At 44.7% G+C, this 14,480-nt stretch carries 9 protein-coding genes; 7 read left to right on the top strand and 2 right to left on the bottom strand.

The genetic code is table 11. The features are described 5' to 3' along the window. The first annotated feature begins 6 nt into the window (after positions 1 to 6). Both J3L11_RS12645 and J3L11_RS12640 read left to right on the top strand, forming a co-directional pair. A complete protein-coding gene (locus J3L11_RS12645; protein WP_207571219.1) occupies positions 7 to 3,123 on the top strand; it encodes an efflux RND transporter permease subunit in 3,117 nt (1,038 codons plus the stop codon). A 684-nt stretch (positions 3,124 to 3,807) separates the two neighbouring features. Continuing rightward, positions 3,808 to 4,467, top strand: a complete 660-nt coding sequence (locus J3L11_RS12640) for a lytic transglycosylase domain-containing protein (protein WP_207571218.1) — start codon at positions 3,808 to 3,810, stop codon at positions 4,465 to 4,467. Between the two features lies 1 nt (position 4,468). On the opposite strand, the gene rlmJ is transcribed toward J3L11_RS12640, so the two are convergent. Next, entirely contained in the window at positions 4,469 to 5,311 is an 843-nt protein-coding gene (gene rlmJ / locus J3L11_RS12635; RefSeq protein ID WP_207571244.1) for a 23S rRNA (adenine(2030)-N(6))-methyltransferase RlmJ, read from the bottom strand. Positions 5,312 to 5,409: 98 nt separating this feature from the next. Here rlmJ and J3L11_RS12630 point away from each other — a divergent pair, with 98 nt between their 5' ends. From J3L11_RS12630 to J3L11_RS12610, 5 genes are all read left to right on the top strand, one after another. After that, entirely contained in the window at positions 5,410 to 6,231 is an 822-nt protein-coding gene (locus J3L11_RS12630) for a class I SAM-dependent methyltransferase (RefSeq protein WP_207571217.1), read from the top strand. Between the two features lie 231 nt (positions 6,232 to 6,462). Further along, entirely contained in the window at positions 6,463 to 7,095 is a 633-nt protein-coding gene (locus J3L11_RS12625) for a TnsA endonuclease N-terminal domain-containing protein (RefSeq protein ID WP_207571216.1), read from the top strand. Then, a complete protein-coding gene (locus J3L11_RS12620) occupies positions 7,092 to 8,933 on the top strand; it encodes a DDE-type integrase/transposase/recombinase (RefSeq protein WP_207571215.1) in 1,842 nt (613 codons plus the stop codon). Before J3L11_RS12625 ends, J3L11_RS12620 begins: the two co-directional genes overlap by 4 nt. Continuing rightward, complete coding sequence (locus J3L11_RS12615; RefSeq protein ID WP_207571214.1) at positions 8,933 to 9,961, top strand: TniB family NTP-binding protein; 1,029 nt, start codon at positions 8,933 to 8,935, stop codon at positions 9,959 to 9,961. Before J3L11_RS12620 ends, J3L11_RS12615 begins: the two co-directional genes overlap by 1 nt. 209 nt (positions 9,962 to 10,170) lie before the next feature. Next, positions 10,171 to 13,776, top strand: coding sequence for an ATP-binding protein (locus J3L11_RS12610; protein ID WP_207571213.1), 3,606 nt, complete (start codon positions 10,171 to 10,173; stop codon positions 13,774 to 13,776). A gap of 333 nt (positions 13,777 to 14,109) precedes the next feature. On the opposite strand, the gene J3L11_RS12605 is transcribed toward J3L11_RS12610, so the two are convergent. Next, positions 14,110 to 14,331, bottom strand: a complete 222-nt coding sequence (locus tag J3L11_RS12605; protein WP_207571212.1) for a hypothetical protein — start codon at positions 14,329 to 14,331, stop codon at positions 14,110 to 14,112. Positions 14,332 to 14,480 lie beyond the last annotated feature (149 nt).

The following is a 14,480-nucleotide window of genomic DNA, read 5'->3' as shown; positions in this document are numbered from 1 at the left end:
GAACTTATGGCACGTTTCTTTATCGATCGCCCCATTTTTGCTTGGGTGATCGCATTAATATTAATGTTAGCAGGGGTACTGGCGATCAGGTCATTGCCAGTAGCCCAATACCCGAAAATTGCTCCGCCAACAGTGGTCATTTCAGCGAATTATCCAGGGGCGTCCGCTAAGACAGTGGAAGATTCGGTGACCCAGATTATCGAGCAGAGCATGACGGGTCTTGATCACATGCGCTATATCACTTCAACCAGTGATAGTTTCGGTAACGCGCAAATCACCGTCACCTTCAACGCTGAGGCAGACCCAGATATTGCTCAAGTGCAGGTGCAGAATAAGCTGCAGTCAGCCATGACGTTGTTGCCACAAGAAGTACAGGCGCAAGGGGTAAGAGTTAACAAATCCACCTCTGGCTTCCTGATGGTGGTAGGTTTCATCTCCAGCGATGGTTCGATGAATAAAGCAGATATTGCGGACTTTATCGGTTCAACGATTAAAGACCCTCTTAGTCGTGTATCTGGGGTAGGTGAAACTACGCTGTTCGGGGCCCAGTACGCCATGCGTATATGGCTCGATCCAATGAAGCTGACGCAATACAACCTGACCACTTCCGATGTAGTAGCGGCGATCCAATCGCAGAACGCGCAGGTGGCTGCCGGTCAGTTTGGTGGTGCTCCCGCAGTGGCGGGGCAGGAACTCAACGCGACTATCACAGCGCAAAGTCGACTGCAGACGCCAGAAGAGTTCCGTAAGATCATTCTTAAGTCCAACATCGCTGGTGCTAACGTGTATTTAGCGGATGTTGCCCGTGTGGAACTAGGCGCACAAAGTTACAACATATCTTCACTGTTTAATGGCCAACCGGCCAGTGGTTTGGCAATTGCGCTGGCAACTGGGGCTAATGCCTTGGATACAGCCAACGCAGTACGCGCTAAGTTGGATGAGCTGAAACCAACCTTCCCAGAAGGTCTGCAGATTGTTTATCCGTATGACACAACGCCATTTGTGGAAAAATCCATTGAAGGTGTGGTTCATACCCTGCTGGAAGCTATCGTACTGGTGTTCGTCATCATGTACCTGTTCTTGCAGAACTTCCGTGCAACCTTGATCCCGACTATCGCCGTACCAGTGGTATTACTGGGGACCTTTGCCGTACTTTCCTTTGCGGGATACAGCATCAATACTCTGACGATGTTCGCCATGGTGCTTGCCATCGGTCTGTTGGTGGATGACGCCATTGTGGTGGTGGAAAACGTCGAACGTGTTATGTCAGAGGAAGGGCTTAGTCCTAAAGAAGCCACCAAGAAATCGATGGGACAGATTACCGGCGCTTTGATTGGTATTGGTGCGACCCTGTCGGCAGTATTTGTGCCTATGGCCTTCATGGCTGGTTCTACCGGGGTCATTTACCGCCAGTTCTCTATTACCATCGTATCGGCCATGGCACTGTCTGTTATCGTCGCCATCGTGCTGACCCCAGCACTTTGTGCCACGATGCTGAAACCTATCCATAAGGGCGAAGGTCACGAGAAAAGCGGGTTCTTTGGTTGGTTTAACCGCGGCTTCGAACGTTTTACTGCTGGCTATGAGTCATCAGTAGGCAAGCTCCTGAAGCGTTCCTTCCGAGTAATGATTATCTACGCAGCACTGGTTGGAGTGGTCGCTTGGATGTTTACCCGTATGCCAACGGCGTTCCTGCCAGATGAAGATCAGGGAATGCTGATGGCGGTGACGATACTGCCGCCCAACTCATCACAGGAAAGTACCGAGAGTGTTCTGAAAAAAGTGTCGGACCATTTTAAGAAAGAACCAGGTGTGAATTCAGTATTTACCGTAGCGGGTTTCAGTTTTGCCGGCCAGGGCCAGAACATGGGGATGGCGTTTGTCAAACTCAAAGATTGGTCTGAACGTACCGCACCAGGTTCCGATGTGCAATCAATTGCGGGTAGAGCCATGGGAGCTTTCTCACAATTCAAGGAAGCGATGGTATTTGCGTTCGTACCACCAGCAGTGATTGAATTGGGGACCGCAAACGGCTTTGACATGTACTTGCAGGATTTGACTGGTCAGGGACATGCCAAACTGATCCAAGCGCGTAATCAATTACTGGGTATGGCTGCGCAAAATCCAAAGCTGATGGCCGTGCGTCCCAATGGTCAAGAAGACGCCCCCATGTACAAGCTGAACATAGATTATGAGAAACTCAAAGCGCTCGGTATTGAGATCAGTACAGTCAACAGCACGCTGGCGACAGCCTGGGGTAGTTCATACGTTAACGACTTCATTGATCGCGGTCGTGTGAAAAAGGTTTATGTACAGGGCGAAGCCAAATATCGTATGCAACCAGATGATCTGGACAAATGGTATGTGCGCAACAGCAGCGGTGATATGGTGCCATTTTCTGCCTTTGCCAAGGGCAACTGGGAATATGGCTCTCCGCGTCTGGAACGTTTCAACGGTTTGTCTGCTGTCAATATCCAAGGTGCTGCGGCACCAGGTTTCAGTACTGGGGAAGCAATGGATACCATGCAGCAATTAGCGAAACAGCTTCCGCCAGGATTTGGCTTGTCTTGGAACGGTATCTCATATGAAGAACGGCTTTCAGGCAATCAGGCACCAGGCTTGTATGCCTTGTCGCTACTGGTGGTATTCCTAGTACTGGCGGCTCTGTATGAAAGCTGGTCAGTGCCAATTGCCGTTATTCTGGTGGTACCACTAGGGGTTATTGGTGCTCTGTTGGCGATGAACGGTCGTGGTCTATCCAACGACGTGTTCTTCCAAGTAGGTCTGTTGACCACTGTGGGACTGGCAACCAAAAACGCTATCCTGATTGTAGAATTCGCCAAAGAGTTCTATGAAAAAGGCGCAGGTTTGATTGATGCGACACTGCACGCAGTAAGAGTGAGGATCCGGCCTATTCTGATGACATCTCTGGCGTTTGGTCTTGGTGTCGTCCCCTTAACCGTAAGTACTGGTGCAGGTTCAGGTAGCCAACACGCTATTGGTACTGGCGTATTGGGGGGGATGATGAGTTCCACCTTCCTGGGGATTTTCTTCATTCCGGTATTCTTTGTGGTCGTTGAACGCCTGTTCAGCAAACGTGAAAAAGAAGCTACCGAAGAGTAAAAACTGCTTCTCAAGAAAAGCCGCTCATCGAGCGGCTTTTTTACGGTTGACCAGGACTCAAAAGCGGTCATGGGCAATCACATAAGAGAAAAAATAGAGTGTGGACGATTAAGTTAAGGAGAGAGCCATAAGGCAATGGCCACTAAGCAACAGCGTTTAAGCTGTCCGACCACTGATAAACAGGCAAAAAAAAGACCCGGAGAGGGGTCTGAAAAGGCAAACTATGAACTAATCGCTTTCGCCTAAACCATGTACAGAGTTAATTTAACCCAATCACACTGAATAAAAGCTGAACAATGCCTTCGCTATTTGGCATCGATTAATGGTAGAGGCGGATTAGCTTCTATTTCCCAATGTTAACTGACTTATTTACAACGTATTTTTTATAGCTTAGTCATAAAATAGCGAGAAATTTAATGAATGAAATTAGATTAATACTAATAACTATCAGTCAGTTAATGTCAGAGCAAAGTCAGTAAACTTATAAAGTGCCTATTTCCCATAGAAATGAAAATTAAATGTTAAAAGTTGATATTATTGGACTGGCGAGTAGCGTATTTCACACAAGATAATTGCAAGCATGCTTGATAATTAACCATTAATGACATTAGTCAAATATCACTGCCAAATACATTCATGCAACATTTGCTATGATGAAGAAGCAGATCCAACACTCAGGAGGCGATGTTGCGGCGGATATTACTGGCAGCGCTATTATTGGTAACCATGATGGGCGCCGCCGCAGAACAAGCTAGGCGCAAGATTATTGCCCATTACTCGCCTCACGGTACTAGCCAACAAGCCAAGCAGGAAAAAGTCTATCGCTCCAATAACAACGGTATTACTTTATTCAGCGACCTAATCCCGCCGCAAGACGACTATGAAGTACTGCTGTTTGATTGCTATGCCTGCAATCCGCACTCTACTATCAACTGGCACAAAACCCCGTTATTTCGCGCTGATTACCAAACCGAAATCGCCAAAGCGGCCAGAGACTATCAGCTGGAACCAGCATTGATCCGAGCGGTGATCCACGCAGAGTCAGCATTTAATGCGTCCGCACAATCCCGCACGGGAGCAATAGGGCTGATGCAACTTATGCCACAAACCGCCAGCGAACTGGGCGTCGATAATGCCTTTTCAGCAGCACAAAACATTGATGCGGGTAGCCGTTATCTGGCTCAAATGTTACAGCGCTTTGACGGCAATATATCACTGGCATGTGCTGCCTATAACGCGGGGCCCACAACGGTCAGCAACTATAACGGCGTTCCACCTTACCCAGAAACCCAAGCCTATGTTGAACGCGTGGGTATTCTGTTACAGCGCTACCGTACGCTATAACTCACTCGCCGACTTCCCACGTTACGCGATAGCTACCATTTGGCTGTTGTAACATCGGTTGCAATGTTGCCAACATCTCTGCGGCAATGTTATCCAACTGCCACGGCGGATTAATCACCCATAACCCCGCGGCTGTCATGCCAAATTCATCATTATCGGGCCGGATACTTTGCTCAATACGCAGCTGTCGACGAATACCACTCTCTTTAAGCCGCGCTAGCATCGCTTCTGTCTGTTGCCGCTGCACCACCGGATACCATAAAAGATAAACCCCCGTCGCAAACTTGCGGTACGCTCTAATCAAGGTTTCCGCGACCAGTTGGTAATCGGTTTTAATCTCATAACTGGGATCAATCAGTACCAGCCCTCGGCGCTCTTTAGGAGGCAAAGCGGCGAGCAGCCCCTTTAAGCCATCGCCTTCGACGATTTTGACTTGGGGATCCTGGTCAAAATACTCCGTCAACAACTGCTGATCAGTGGGATGCAACTCATGCAGCACCATACGGTCTTGCGGACGCAAATTCATATCAATCAATGCCGGAGACCCTGGATAAAACCCCAAGTCCTGATGGTTTTCATTAAAGTGCCGCACATTGTCCAAATATAGCTGTAGACTTTCTGGCAACTGGTTTTGCGACCACAAACGGCCCACACCATCCCGGTACTCACCAGTCTTTTCAGCGAACTCGTCATTCAGGCTATAACCACCGGCCCCGGCATGGGTGTCGATATAGACCAAGCCTTTATCTTTTTTCTGCAACAAACTCAAAGCCTGCAGTAACACCGCATGTTTCAGCACATCTGCATAGTTGCCAGCATGATAACCGTGACGATAACTGAGCATAATCACTTCCAACCTTAGAATTGAGGGCGGCATTATAAGATTCATTAACTGAAAAAGCACCTTAACAGCAGTTTCTACCGCAGACAGGCTTTGGCATAATGCGGCTAACATTGCAGTATCCGAGAAACTATTTGAACACCCCCGTTACCGCTGTCTATTTTGATCAAGACCAGCCACTGCTTGGCGAATTGCTAGCACCATATCCGCTGTTGTTTGACGCTGATGCTCCTTTTGAAATGGCGCTGATCGACGGCAAATTAAACCTGCTGAAACGCGATGAACCGAAGCTGGGCGGCGTACATGTTGATTTTACCAGCGGCACCGTGGCGCACCGACGTAAATACGGTGGTGGTCGTGGTCAGGAAATTGCCAAAGCGGCGGGACTCAAGCAAGGGGCTTGCCCAACCATATTGGACAGCACTGCCGGGCTAGGCCGTGATGCTTTTGTCCTGGCAAGCTTGGGTTGTCGAGTATGGCTAATTGAGCGCCATCCAATGGTAGCCGCGCTGCTGGCTGATGGTTTGAGCCGTGCCTACGCTGATGAAGAGATAGGCATCTGGATGCAACAGCGTATGCAATTACTTCCTTGGGGCACCAAGTTAACCAACATCAACCCGCAACAGTTGCCAATTGATGTGGTGTATTTAGATCCCATGTATCCGCATCGAGACAACAGTGCCCAAGTCAAAAAAGAGATGCGAGTGTTTCAGCATTTGGTCGGTGCTGATGACGACGCGGCCCAGCTGCTGCAACCTGCATTAACCCTAGCCAGCAAACGCGTTGTGGTAAAACGACCGGACTACGCAGAAAACCTCGATAACACCCCGCCGACACTGGTGATCGCCATGAAGAAAAATCGCTTTGATGTCTATGTTAAAGCGGCACGCCCTAATGAGGCTAACAGTCGTCTAGTGAAATAGTGGCGATTCATGTCAATCTAACCATAAGCTGACATAAAACAACCATAAGTTGACATAATTAAACCATAAGCTGACATAAATCTGGCTTTTTGAAAGTTAACAACAAAATAAAAATATTTAATTTCAATTAGTTGTAGATTATTAAAACCATAAGATGACATAATTTGCAACCTGCTCAAAATTTAGCTAGCTTAAGTAGCATTCGTAGGCATACAACTGAGCAATGCCACCATGTATATTCGCGATCTAAGAAAGGCCTCACCGAACAAGAATGTTTTCAAATTTGCCAGCACCAAGAATGGTGAAGCAGTGCTTTGTGAAAGCTCTTTGGAGTTTGATGCTTGTTTTCATCACGAATATAACGACCACGTAATATCCTTCAAAAGTCAGCCTGAAGGGTTTCGATATATGTTCAATGGAAAATCTCTCCCCTACACACCGGACATGTTGTTAGAGCTCAATGACGGCTCGTGTTGTTTTCACGAATACAAGCCATTTAGTCGTACTCAAGATTTTGAGTTTAAACAAAAATTTGATGCAAAGAGAGTCGCGGCCCAAGCTATTGGGATTCCGCTGTATTTGATCACAGACAAGCAGATTCGAACTCATGTTACTCTCGATAATCTTAAGCTCATTCATCGCTACAGTGGTTTTTATGAAACGACAGAAATACAGAAACAACTATTGCAACACATAGCAAATTCCGGTGGAGAGTGCTCACTTTCTTCATTAACACGTCAACTTAAACTTAGTACTGCTGACGCACGACGTATTATGTTAGAGCTAATGAGTCAGCGGCGTATCAGTACCGACATTCATAGCCAGACACTCATGTCTGACCCATTATTGAGTCTGTGCCAATGATGGATTTCAAGGATGAATTTGATCCATCGCAACTGACATCGCAGCAAACGCCAGCTCAATATATCAAGCTTGATAATGCCGTCATTCTACCAAGAGATCTGCAGACCTATTCCAAAGATCAGCAAGCCCTCGCAACCAAAAAGCTAATACTGCTTTCACAAATTGAAAGTCGTTTATCTGGTGGCTGGACTGAAAAAAATCTCACACCGATTCTTAATGAATTGTTTAAAGATGATCATGAAAATTGCCCCAGTTGGCGGACTGTTACACGCTGGAACAAGGCGCTAAAGGATACCCAAGGAAGTGTTTCGTCACTCGCAGAGCAGCATCATCGAAAGGGGAATAGAACCGCCAAGGTGACAGGCGATGAACCTTTTTTTGAAGAAGCATTATCTCGCTTTTTAGACTCAAAGCGCCCAGCTATCGCTAGAGCTTATGAGTTTTATAAAGACAGAATTATTATTGCCAATGAACATATTGTCGAAGGTAAAATCCCGATAATCTCATACACATCATTTGCCAAACGGATTAGAAGCCTGCCACCTTACGAACAAGCTTTAACTCGATTTGGTAAGTTCAAAGCCGACCAATGGTTCTCATATTGTGCTTCACACGAGTCACCTACTCGAATCTTACAACGTGTGGAAATAGACCATACTCCACTAGATCTTATTGTAATTGATGACAAACTACATATCCCGCTAGGGCGTCCCTATCTAACGCTCATCATCGATGTATATAGCGGCTGTATTCTTGGATTTCATATCAGCTTCAATCCCCCATCATATGACTCAACCGCCAAAGCGATCAGCCACGCCATCAAACCGAAAGACCTATCACACCTTAATATTGACCTTAAAAATGAATGGCCTTGCTACGGTAAGTTCGAAACATTGGTGGTCGATAATGGCGCTGAATTCTGGTCAAAAAGCTTAGAGCTGGCATGTAAAGACGCTGGTATCAACATCCAATACAATCCTGTTAGAAAACCATGGTTAAAACCATTTATCGAACGCTTGTTTGGGGTTATTAATCAGCTGCACCTTTCTGAGATGCCAGGGAAAACATTCTCCAATATTTTCGAAAAGGGTGACTACAATTCGTCAAAAGATGCCGTAATTCGCTTTTCTACTTTCATTAATGAATTCCATCGATGGGTAGTCGATGTCTACCATCAACAACCTGATTCACGCCAAACACGAATTCCAATAATGAAATGGAGAGAAAGCTGTAACATCCTCCCGCCGCCAATGATGACCCCAAACGATGAAATGCGCTTCAATGCCATCATGGGAAAAACGGTTACGCGAACACTCACTAGAAATGGCTTCACTTTAGACGGACTTAGATACGATAGCACTGCATTAGCTGACTATCGAAAGCAATATCCACAGAGTCAAAAAACTAGCCAAAAGACAATTAAAATCGACCCTGATGATATTGCAACCATCAAAGTTTTTCTGGAAGAAATCGATGGATATCTGGATGTTCCTTGCGCAGAGCATCTAGCAGACAATAAAACGAGCTGGTATCAGTACAAAACGATTCGCAAACATCACAAACAGGTCATTGCAGCACAAGTCGATGAACTCAACCTTGCTAAAGCAAGGATGACCATCAAAGAAAATATTGCTCAAGAGCAAACACTCCAAACCTCACAAAAAACAACCAAACTACAGTCCGCGAAGAATCAAGCTCGACTAGCCAATATCAGTGATAAAAAACCTACAACTATAGTCCCAGAGTCATCAAAGCCGCTTTCTAATACCCGAAACGCAACCAAGCCTGACGTCTTTTCGTCTTGGGATGATGACAGCGACGACTTAGAGGCGTTTTAATGGCACAACTATTGAGTGAACATCAAATACAATTGCTCAATCAGTTTAGCGACTGCCTCGTTGAGCACACTCAGGTAAAGCAAATATTTGAAGATTTTGATCAGTTGAGAGCGAGCCGGTTATTCCATTCTGATCCGCAATGCATGCTACTGACAGGCGATACTGGCGTAGGGAAAAGCCATTTAATTAATCACTATCAGAAGCGCGTAGCATCTTCGCAAACGGCATCGCGCACTAGCCACCCAATTTTGGTATCCCGTATTGCCAGTGGCAAAAGTATTGACCACACATTTGCTCAAATCCTGTCAGATTTGGAGTTGTTTGGTAGTCATCGCAGAACAGTACAACGGGGTTTGCAACGAGATTTAAGGAAAGATATCGTCAAATGCTTAATAAATGCGAACGTTGAATTGCTAATCATCAATGAATTTCAGGAAGTCATTGAATTCAAGTCTCCTCAAGAACGCCAACTCATCGCCAACGCTTTAAAATATCTCAGTGAGGCCGCAAAACTACCAATAGTTCTTGTGGGGATGCCTTGGGCGGACAAAATTGCAGATGAGCCTCAGTGGTCATCACGATTAATACGAAGACGGCAGCTAAGCTACTTTGATATCACCACGGATGAAGCGCAGAAATACTTCAGACGGTATCTCAAAGGACTTGCTAATCACATGCCTCTTGAAATAAAACCGGCTATAGAACAGGCCCAATTCGCCATACCGCTATTTGCTGCAAGTAAAGGCGAAAACCGCATACTCAAACACCTGCTAACAGAAGCATTGCGCCATGCACTGCTACACAACTCTTCGGCACTAGAAAGAGAACATTTTATTGCCGCGCATGATTCACTATTTGGTCCTTCACAATCTAATCCTTTTAGGGAGGCCCCTGATAAGGTGAAGTTTTCACGCGTAGCCAAGGCCTCATACTACAACCCCAATGCGCTTTCTCAGGACGATTTAATCGTTTCACGTCAATACACTGAAGCAAAACGCACGTTGCAAGAGTGGATAGCTATTACTTAACCTAAAACGAAATTGCCCCAAAGCTTGTTTCGAGTAATCAAAATGTCGACTCATACGTTTGTTCGTTGGCCTAGTTTGAATAATGGTGCGAAGTGTTTCTCGCACAAGATATTAATCATTGATTTCCGTGTTTAACTATTGACCAGAATGAAGTGATACTACAAAGTAGTCTATAGAAATCAGTCGCTTTTAGTTAGTTCAAGTATCGCATGATAAAAATAATAACTTCTTTTAGACATCTACTTTCAAGCTGGCTCCGCTATGCCATTTCATGGCTTGAAAGTTTTGAGCATCCTGATAAAGAACGATCTAAATTCGTAGACCTCGCGCCAACTGATGAAGCCGACAAAGCCGGTGTATATTCCGAAGCGATTTTGTATGCAACGAACAATGCAAAGGTATCCAATATTGCTCTAACCGGTCCCTATGGATCAGGGAAAAGCAGCATAATCCAAACCTTTTTAAAGAAATATCGGCGGCCAGTGCTTCAAATATCTCTCGCATCCTTCGCACCTGAGGCTGATTCAACAAATCCGGTGAACCGTCAAGAGATTGAGAGAAGCATCCTGCAACAAATATTGTATGGTGCAGACGCAAACAAACTTCCTCTGTCGAGATTCAAAAGAATTCAGTCGCCAGGCTTTTGGGCGTGTCTAAAGTCTCTTTACATAATGCTTGGAATCCTCGCGCTTTGGTACGTGTTCCGTCATCTAGAAGATGTCATCAGCGGTAAATATTTTGTTCCTTTCGAGCCCAGTAATTGGGTTAATCTGGGAATATTCTTGCTTGCGGCAACATTCCTCTGGGTGACAGTGCATCACTTTTATGTGGCAAGTTTCGGTCTATCACTCAAAAGCATCTCGTTGAAAGACGTTGAGATAAAGCCTGCATCTGATGATCAGGCTTCCATATTGAATCGCCACTTAGACGAAATAATCTACTTCTTCCAATCAACCAAGTATGAGCTTGTAATCATTGAGGATTTAGACCGATTTAACAATGCGGATATTTTCGTCACACTGCGCGAAATTAATAGCCTCGTGAATGAGAACGCAGGTGTGAAACGCGCTATCAAGTTCCTCTACGCTCTGCGTGACAACATGTTTCTCAATACCGACCGAACCAAGTTCTTTGAATTCATTATCCCCGTCATACCTATCATTAACACATCGAATTCTATCGACATGGTACTAGATCAGGGAAAAAGACTTGAGCTCGACGGGCGCCTAGATCGGCAGTTTCTAAGAGAGGTCTCACGATATTTAAACGACCTGAGGTTGATTCGAAACATCTTTAATGAATATGCCATTTATGTGGCCAATTTGGAGACAGACGGAGAGAATCTGCTTGATGTAAACAAGCTGCTTGCGATTTTGATCTATAAAAACGTTTATCCAAGTGACTTTGAACAACTGCACCGCGGCGCAGGTAACCTTAGCAAAATATTGAACTTAAAAGATGAACTTATTGGGGCTGCTGAAAAGACGTATAGGACTGAGCTCTCTGGACTTGAAGAACAGCTTGAAATCGCAGAGCGACAAACTCCCTCGGACCTGAGAGAGCTGCGGCAAATCTATGCAATGGCTGTGATTGAGAAACTTCCAGCGAATACTGTCAACGTTAGTCATGATCAGAGGGCATGGTGTTCACTTCCTCAACTTCCTAGTCACGGTGCATTTGATGACCTATTTGGGGCTAGACGTCTGTTCTACCGAAACAACTATAATAATCAGCAAGAAATCGATATTTTAAAATTGCAACGCGAGGTTGATCCTCAGCAATCTTACCTGCAACGTAAGGAGATGATCGAAAGTAAGGCCACCGAGAATAAGAACAAAATCTTGCGTAGAATAAGTGAGCTAAGATCAAAAATTGCAACCCTACGTACCACTGAGCTCCACGAGTTACTGCGTTTGAATACCAATAGCCTGCTGAATCATTTTGAAACTTTCGGGGGAAATGGCGATCTTGCCCGTTTTCTGCTTCTAGAGGGCCATATTGACGATACATACTATCAATACATCTCACTCTTTCACTCGGGCCGTTTATCGCCGAATGACAACAAGTTTTTGATCAAAATACGAGCGTTTGAAACACCAGAGGTGAGTTTTCCTCTGGATAATCCACAAGAAGTTATTGCTGCTATGCGAAGTGAAGACTTCAGGCAAAGCTATGTATTGAACATCACGCTGGTTGATACTCTTTTGAGTGAGCGGATTAGATACAGTGGCCAAATAAAGAAGCTTTTTCTATACCTCTCTACGAAGTTTGAGAGCTGCGAGAGTTTTTTAGATGCCTATTACAACAATGGCAGCGATGTTGCCGGACTTATTTCAGGACTAGCCAATACATGGGATGGTTTTATTCCTGCAGTTATAGCTAGCCCCAACAACATCTCCCACATCACTCAATTGGTCGCCAGCCTGCCTGAAAAATCGCTCAAAATGCTATCAAAGGATTTTGAAGATCTACCAGAATTTGTGTCGGTTCATCTTCCAGAAATATTGGTGAATTTACCTGAACTAGCACCGAAACGTCTTACATGCCTGGATTTTGAAGTTAAAGATCTAAATTCCATCAAAGAACACTCTGAAATTGTACGTACGATGTTCGAGAAAGGGCTTTATGAACTAACTATGTCGAATTTGGAATACATCTGGCAAGTGATTTTGGGAGAGAAGGATCTTGAGCCACTACGAACGATGAACTTTACGGCTATACGTTCGACGAATAATGAAATCTTAATGAAGCGGATCGAGCTCGATTTCGATTACTACTTTACAAATATACTTTTGGCTCTCTCAGAAAATACTAACGAGGATGCTTCAGCTATCCTAAAAGTGATTCAATGCGATACTTTTGAACAAGATGATATTGAGGTGTTTCTTGAACTGCAAACGACCTTCCTTCCAACTCTAGAGGCTGTGCCTGAGAGGTTACACCCAATGTTGTTTCAATTAGGTACAATCGAACCAACTTGGGCGAACTGTCTTTCTTTCATTGAAAGTAAAATGTTCGAAGCAAATAGCCTAGTTGGATATCTTGATCGAGCTGCTGTTCGTAAAATTATCTTGGAACAACCCATGCCTAGTGATTCGGCTTCACTAAAGCTGCGCCAGTTCCTCGTCAATTCGGGTTCTCTGTCTGATGCAGCCTACAAAGAATATGCTCACGCTCTGCCGAATTCGTTTAAGAACCCACCAAATGAACTCGAGCCCAACAAGCTTCGCATCCTTATCGATGAGGGAAAAATCACCTTCACTAAGGAGAGTTTCAACAAGCTCGCTGACCACAGTGATTTACAGGTTCTGTTCGTCGCGGCCAACATCGATATGTATCTTATAGACCCAGACAACTATTCACTCGATGATAACTTCCTTGAGGAGCTTCTTCGAACACAAATTGATATTTTAGACAAGCTTAGGATAGTTGAGTTAATGGATCTAGAATCATTAGAGAGTCTTCCCAAACGTTCGGCACTCATCGGCCCAATTATTGATAAAGTCAACGGTAAGATATCGAACCTTAACGGGAGTATTATACAATCCCTGATAAGGTATTCTTCGCCCATAGCGACACAAATTTCACTGTTTAACAAATACCACTCTCTTTTGACCGATAGCGAAGTACGTAGTGTTTTAGTCAATCTACCCAAACCATTTTCCGAAATAAAAACTGGGTACAGCACACCTAGGTTGCATAACACTCCGGAAAATAAGGAGTTGGTCCAATGGCTTGATTTAAGAAACATTATTTCATCATGGAGAGAGGGAATTCTCACTGATGAAATTAAAATCAATCTCTATAGGCATTGATATGGGGACATCGTGTAGAAATCTAGTAAGCACCTAGATGAAAGCTTTTGTTGTGGCCGATAAAAATTGGCCGCAGGTTTAGAGCTTTTCCATACTTTGGGTAATCTGAAATGCCTTCATTAGTGTGAAAATCCTAACACGAAATTGTCCAATTACTTGTTGAATACGGAAAGAAAAAACGCCAGTTAGAACTGGCGAAATAAGTTGTTTTTATCTGCCTCTGCGGCAGTAGATGCATTAATTTAAACATCGAATCGATTGTTTTTATCTTCAGCTGCCTGTACGGCAGTTCATTAATCTCATTACAGTTTTCACCTCCCTTTATCTTAAAAATCATGTTGCAAAAGCAGTGATCACTCGTTGTCTAAATTCACCAAGTTTTAACTCATCGACATAGAATGAATCTGTTGCCAATTCTGTAGCCTTAGAAGAAGCCATAGGGCTATCCATCTGAATATCAGCAATGCTGGAAGATGGTTTAAGCGCGGAAAAACGAGAATGGTTGCCTTTGAACAAGGTGATATCGGATATTGCAGCATCCGCTCTAACAAACATGCATGATTGGGGAATATCTCGCTGCGTATTCCGGCGAAGTTGAACGGCTATTCTGATTGAACGTGAACACCTTGCTCCCTAACGCAAGCTTACTTTAACTGTTATCTCCTAAGTGTTCACGTTCGATGTTTTCCCCTGTGTGTTTGCGC

It is taken from the genome of Shewanella sp. 4t3-1-2LB (genome assembly GCF_017368415.1).
Lineage (GTDB): Bacteria > Pseudomonadota > Gammaproteobacteria > Enterobacterales > Shewanellaceae > Shewanella > Shewanella fodinae.
The sequence above is the reverse complement of the archived record's forward strand: the minus strand, read 5'-3'. Positions and strand labels throughout refer to the sequence as shown.

Coding starts and splice junctions, on each gene's coding strand:
- J3L11_RS12645 (WP_207571219.1), top strand. CDS start 7: ATGGCACGTTTCTTTATCGATCGCCCCATTTTTGCTTGGGTGATCGCA.
- J3L11_RS12620 (WP_207571215.1), top strand. CDS start 7,092: ATGATGGATTTCAAGGATGAATTTGATCCATCGCAACTGACATCGCAG.
- J3L11_RS12605 (WP_207571212.1), bottom strand. CDS start 14,331: ATGTTTGTTAGAGCGGATGCTGCAATATCCGATATCACCTTGTTCAAA.
- J3L11_RS12615 (WP_207571214.1), top strand. CDS start 8,933: ATGGCACAACTATTGAGTGAACATCAAATACAATTGCTCAATCAGTTT.
- rlmJ (WP_207571244.1), bottom strand. CDS start 5,311: ATGCTCAGTTATCGTCACGGTTATCATGCTGGCAACTATGCAGATGTG.
- J3L11_RS12625 (WP_207571216.1), top strand. CDS start 6,463: ATGTATATTCGCGATCTAAGAAAGGCCTCACCGAACAAGAATGTTTTC.
- J3L11_RS12610 (WP_207571213.1), top strand. CDS start 10,171: ATGATAAAAATAATAACTTCTTTTAGACATCTACTTTCAAGCTGGCTC.
- J3L11_RS12640 (WP_207571218.1), top strand. CDS start 3,808: ATGTTGCGGCGGATATTACTGGCAGCGCTATTATTGGTAACCATGATG.
- J3L11_RS12630 (WP_207571217.1), top strand. CDS start 5,410: ATGCGGCTAACATTGCAGTATCCGAGAAACTATTTGAACACCCCCGTT.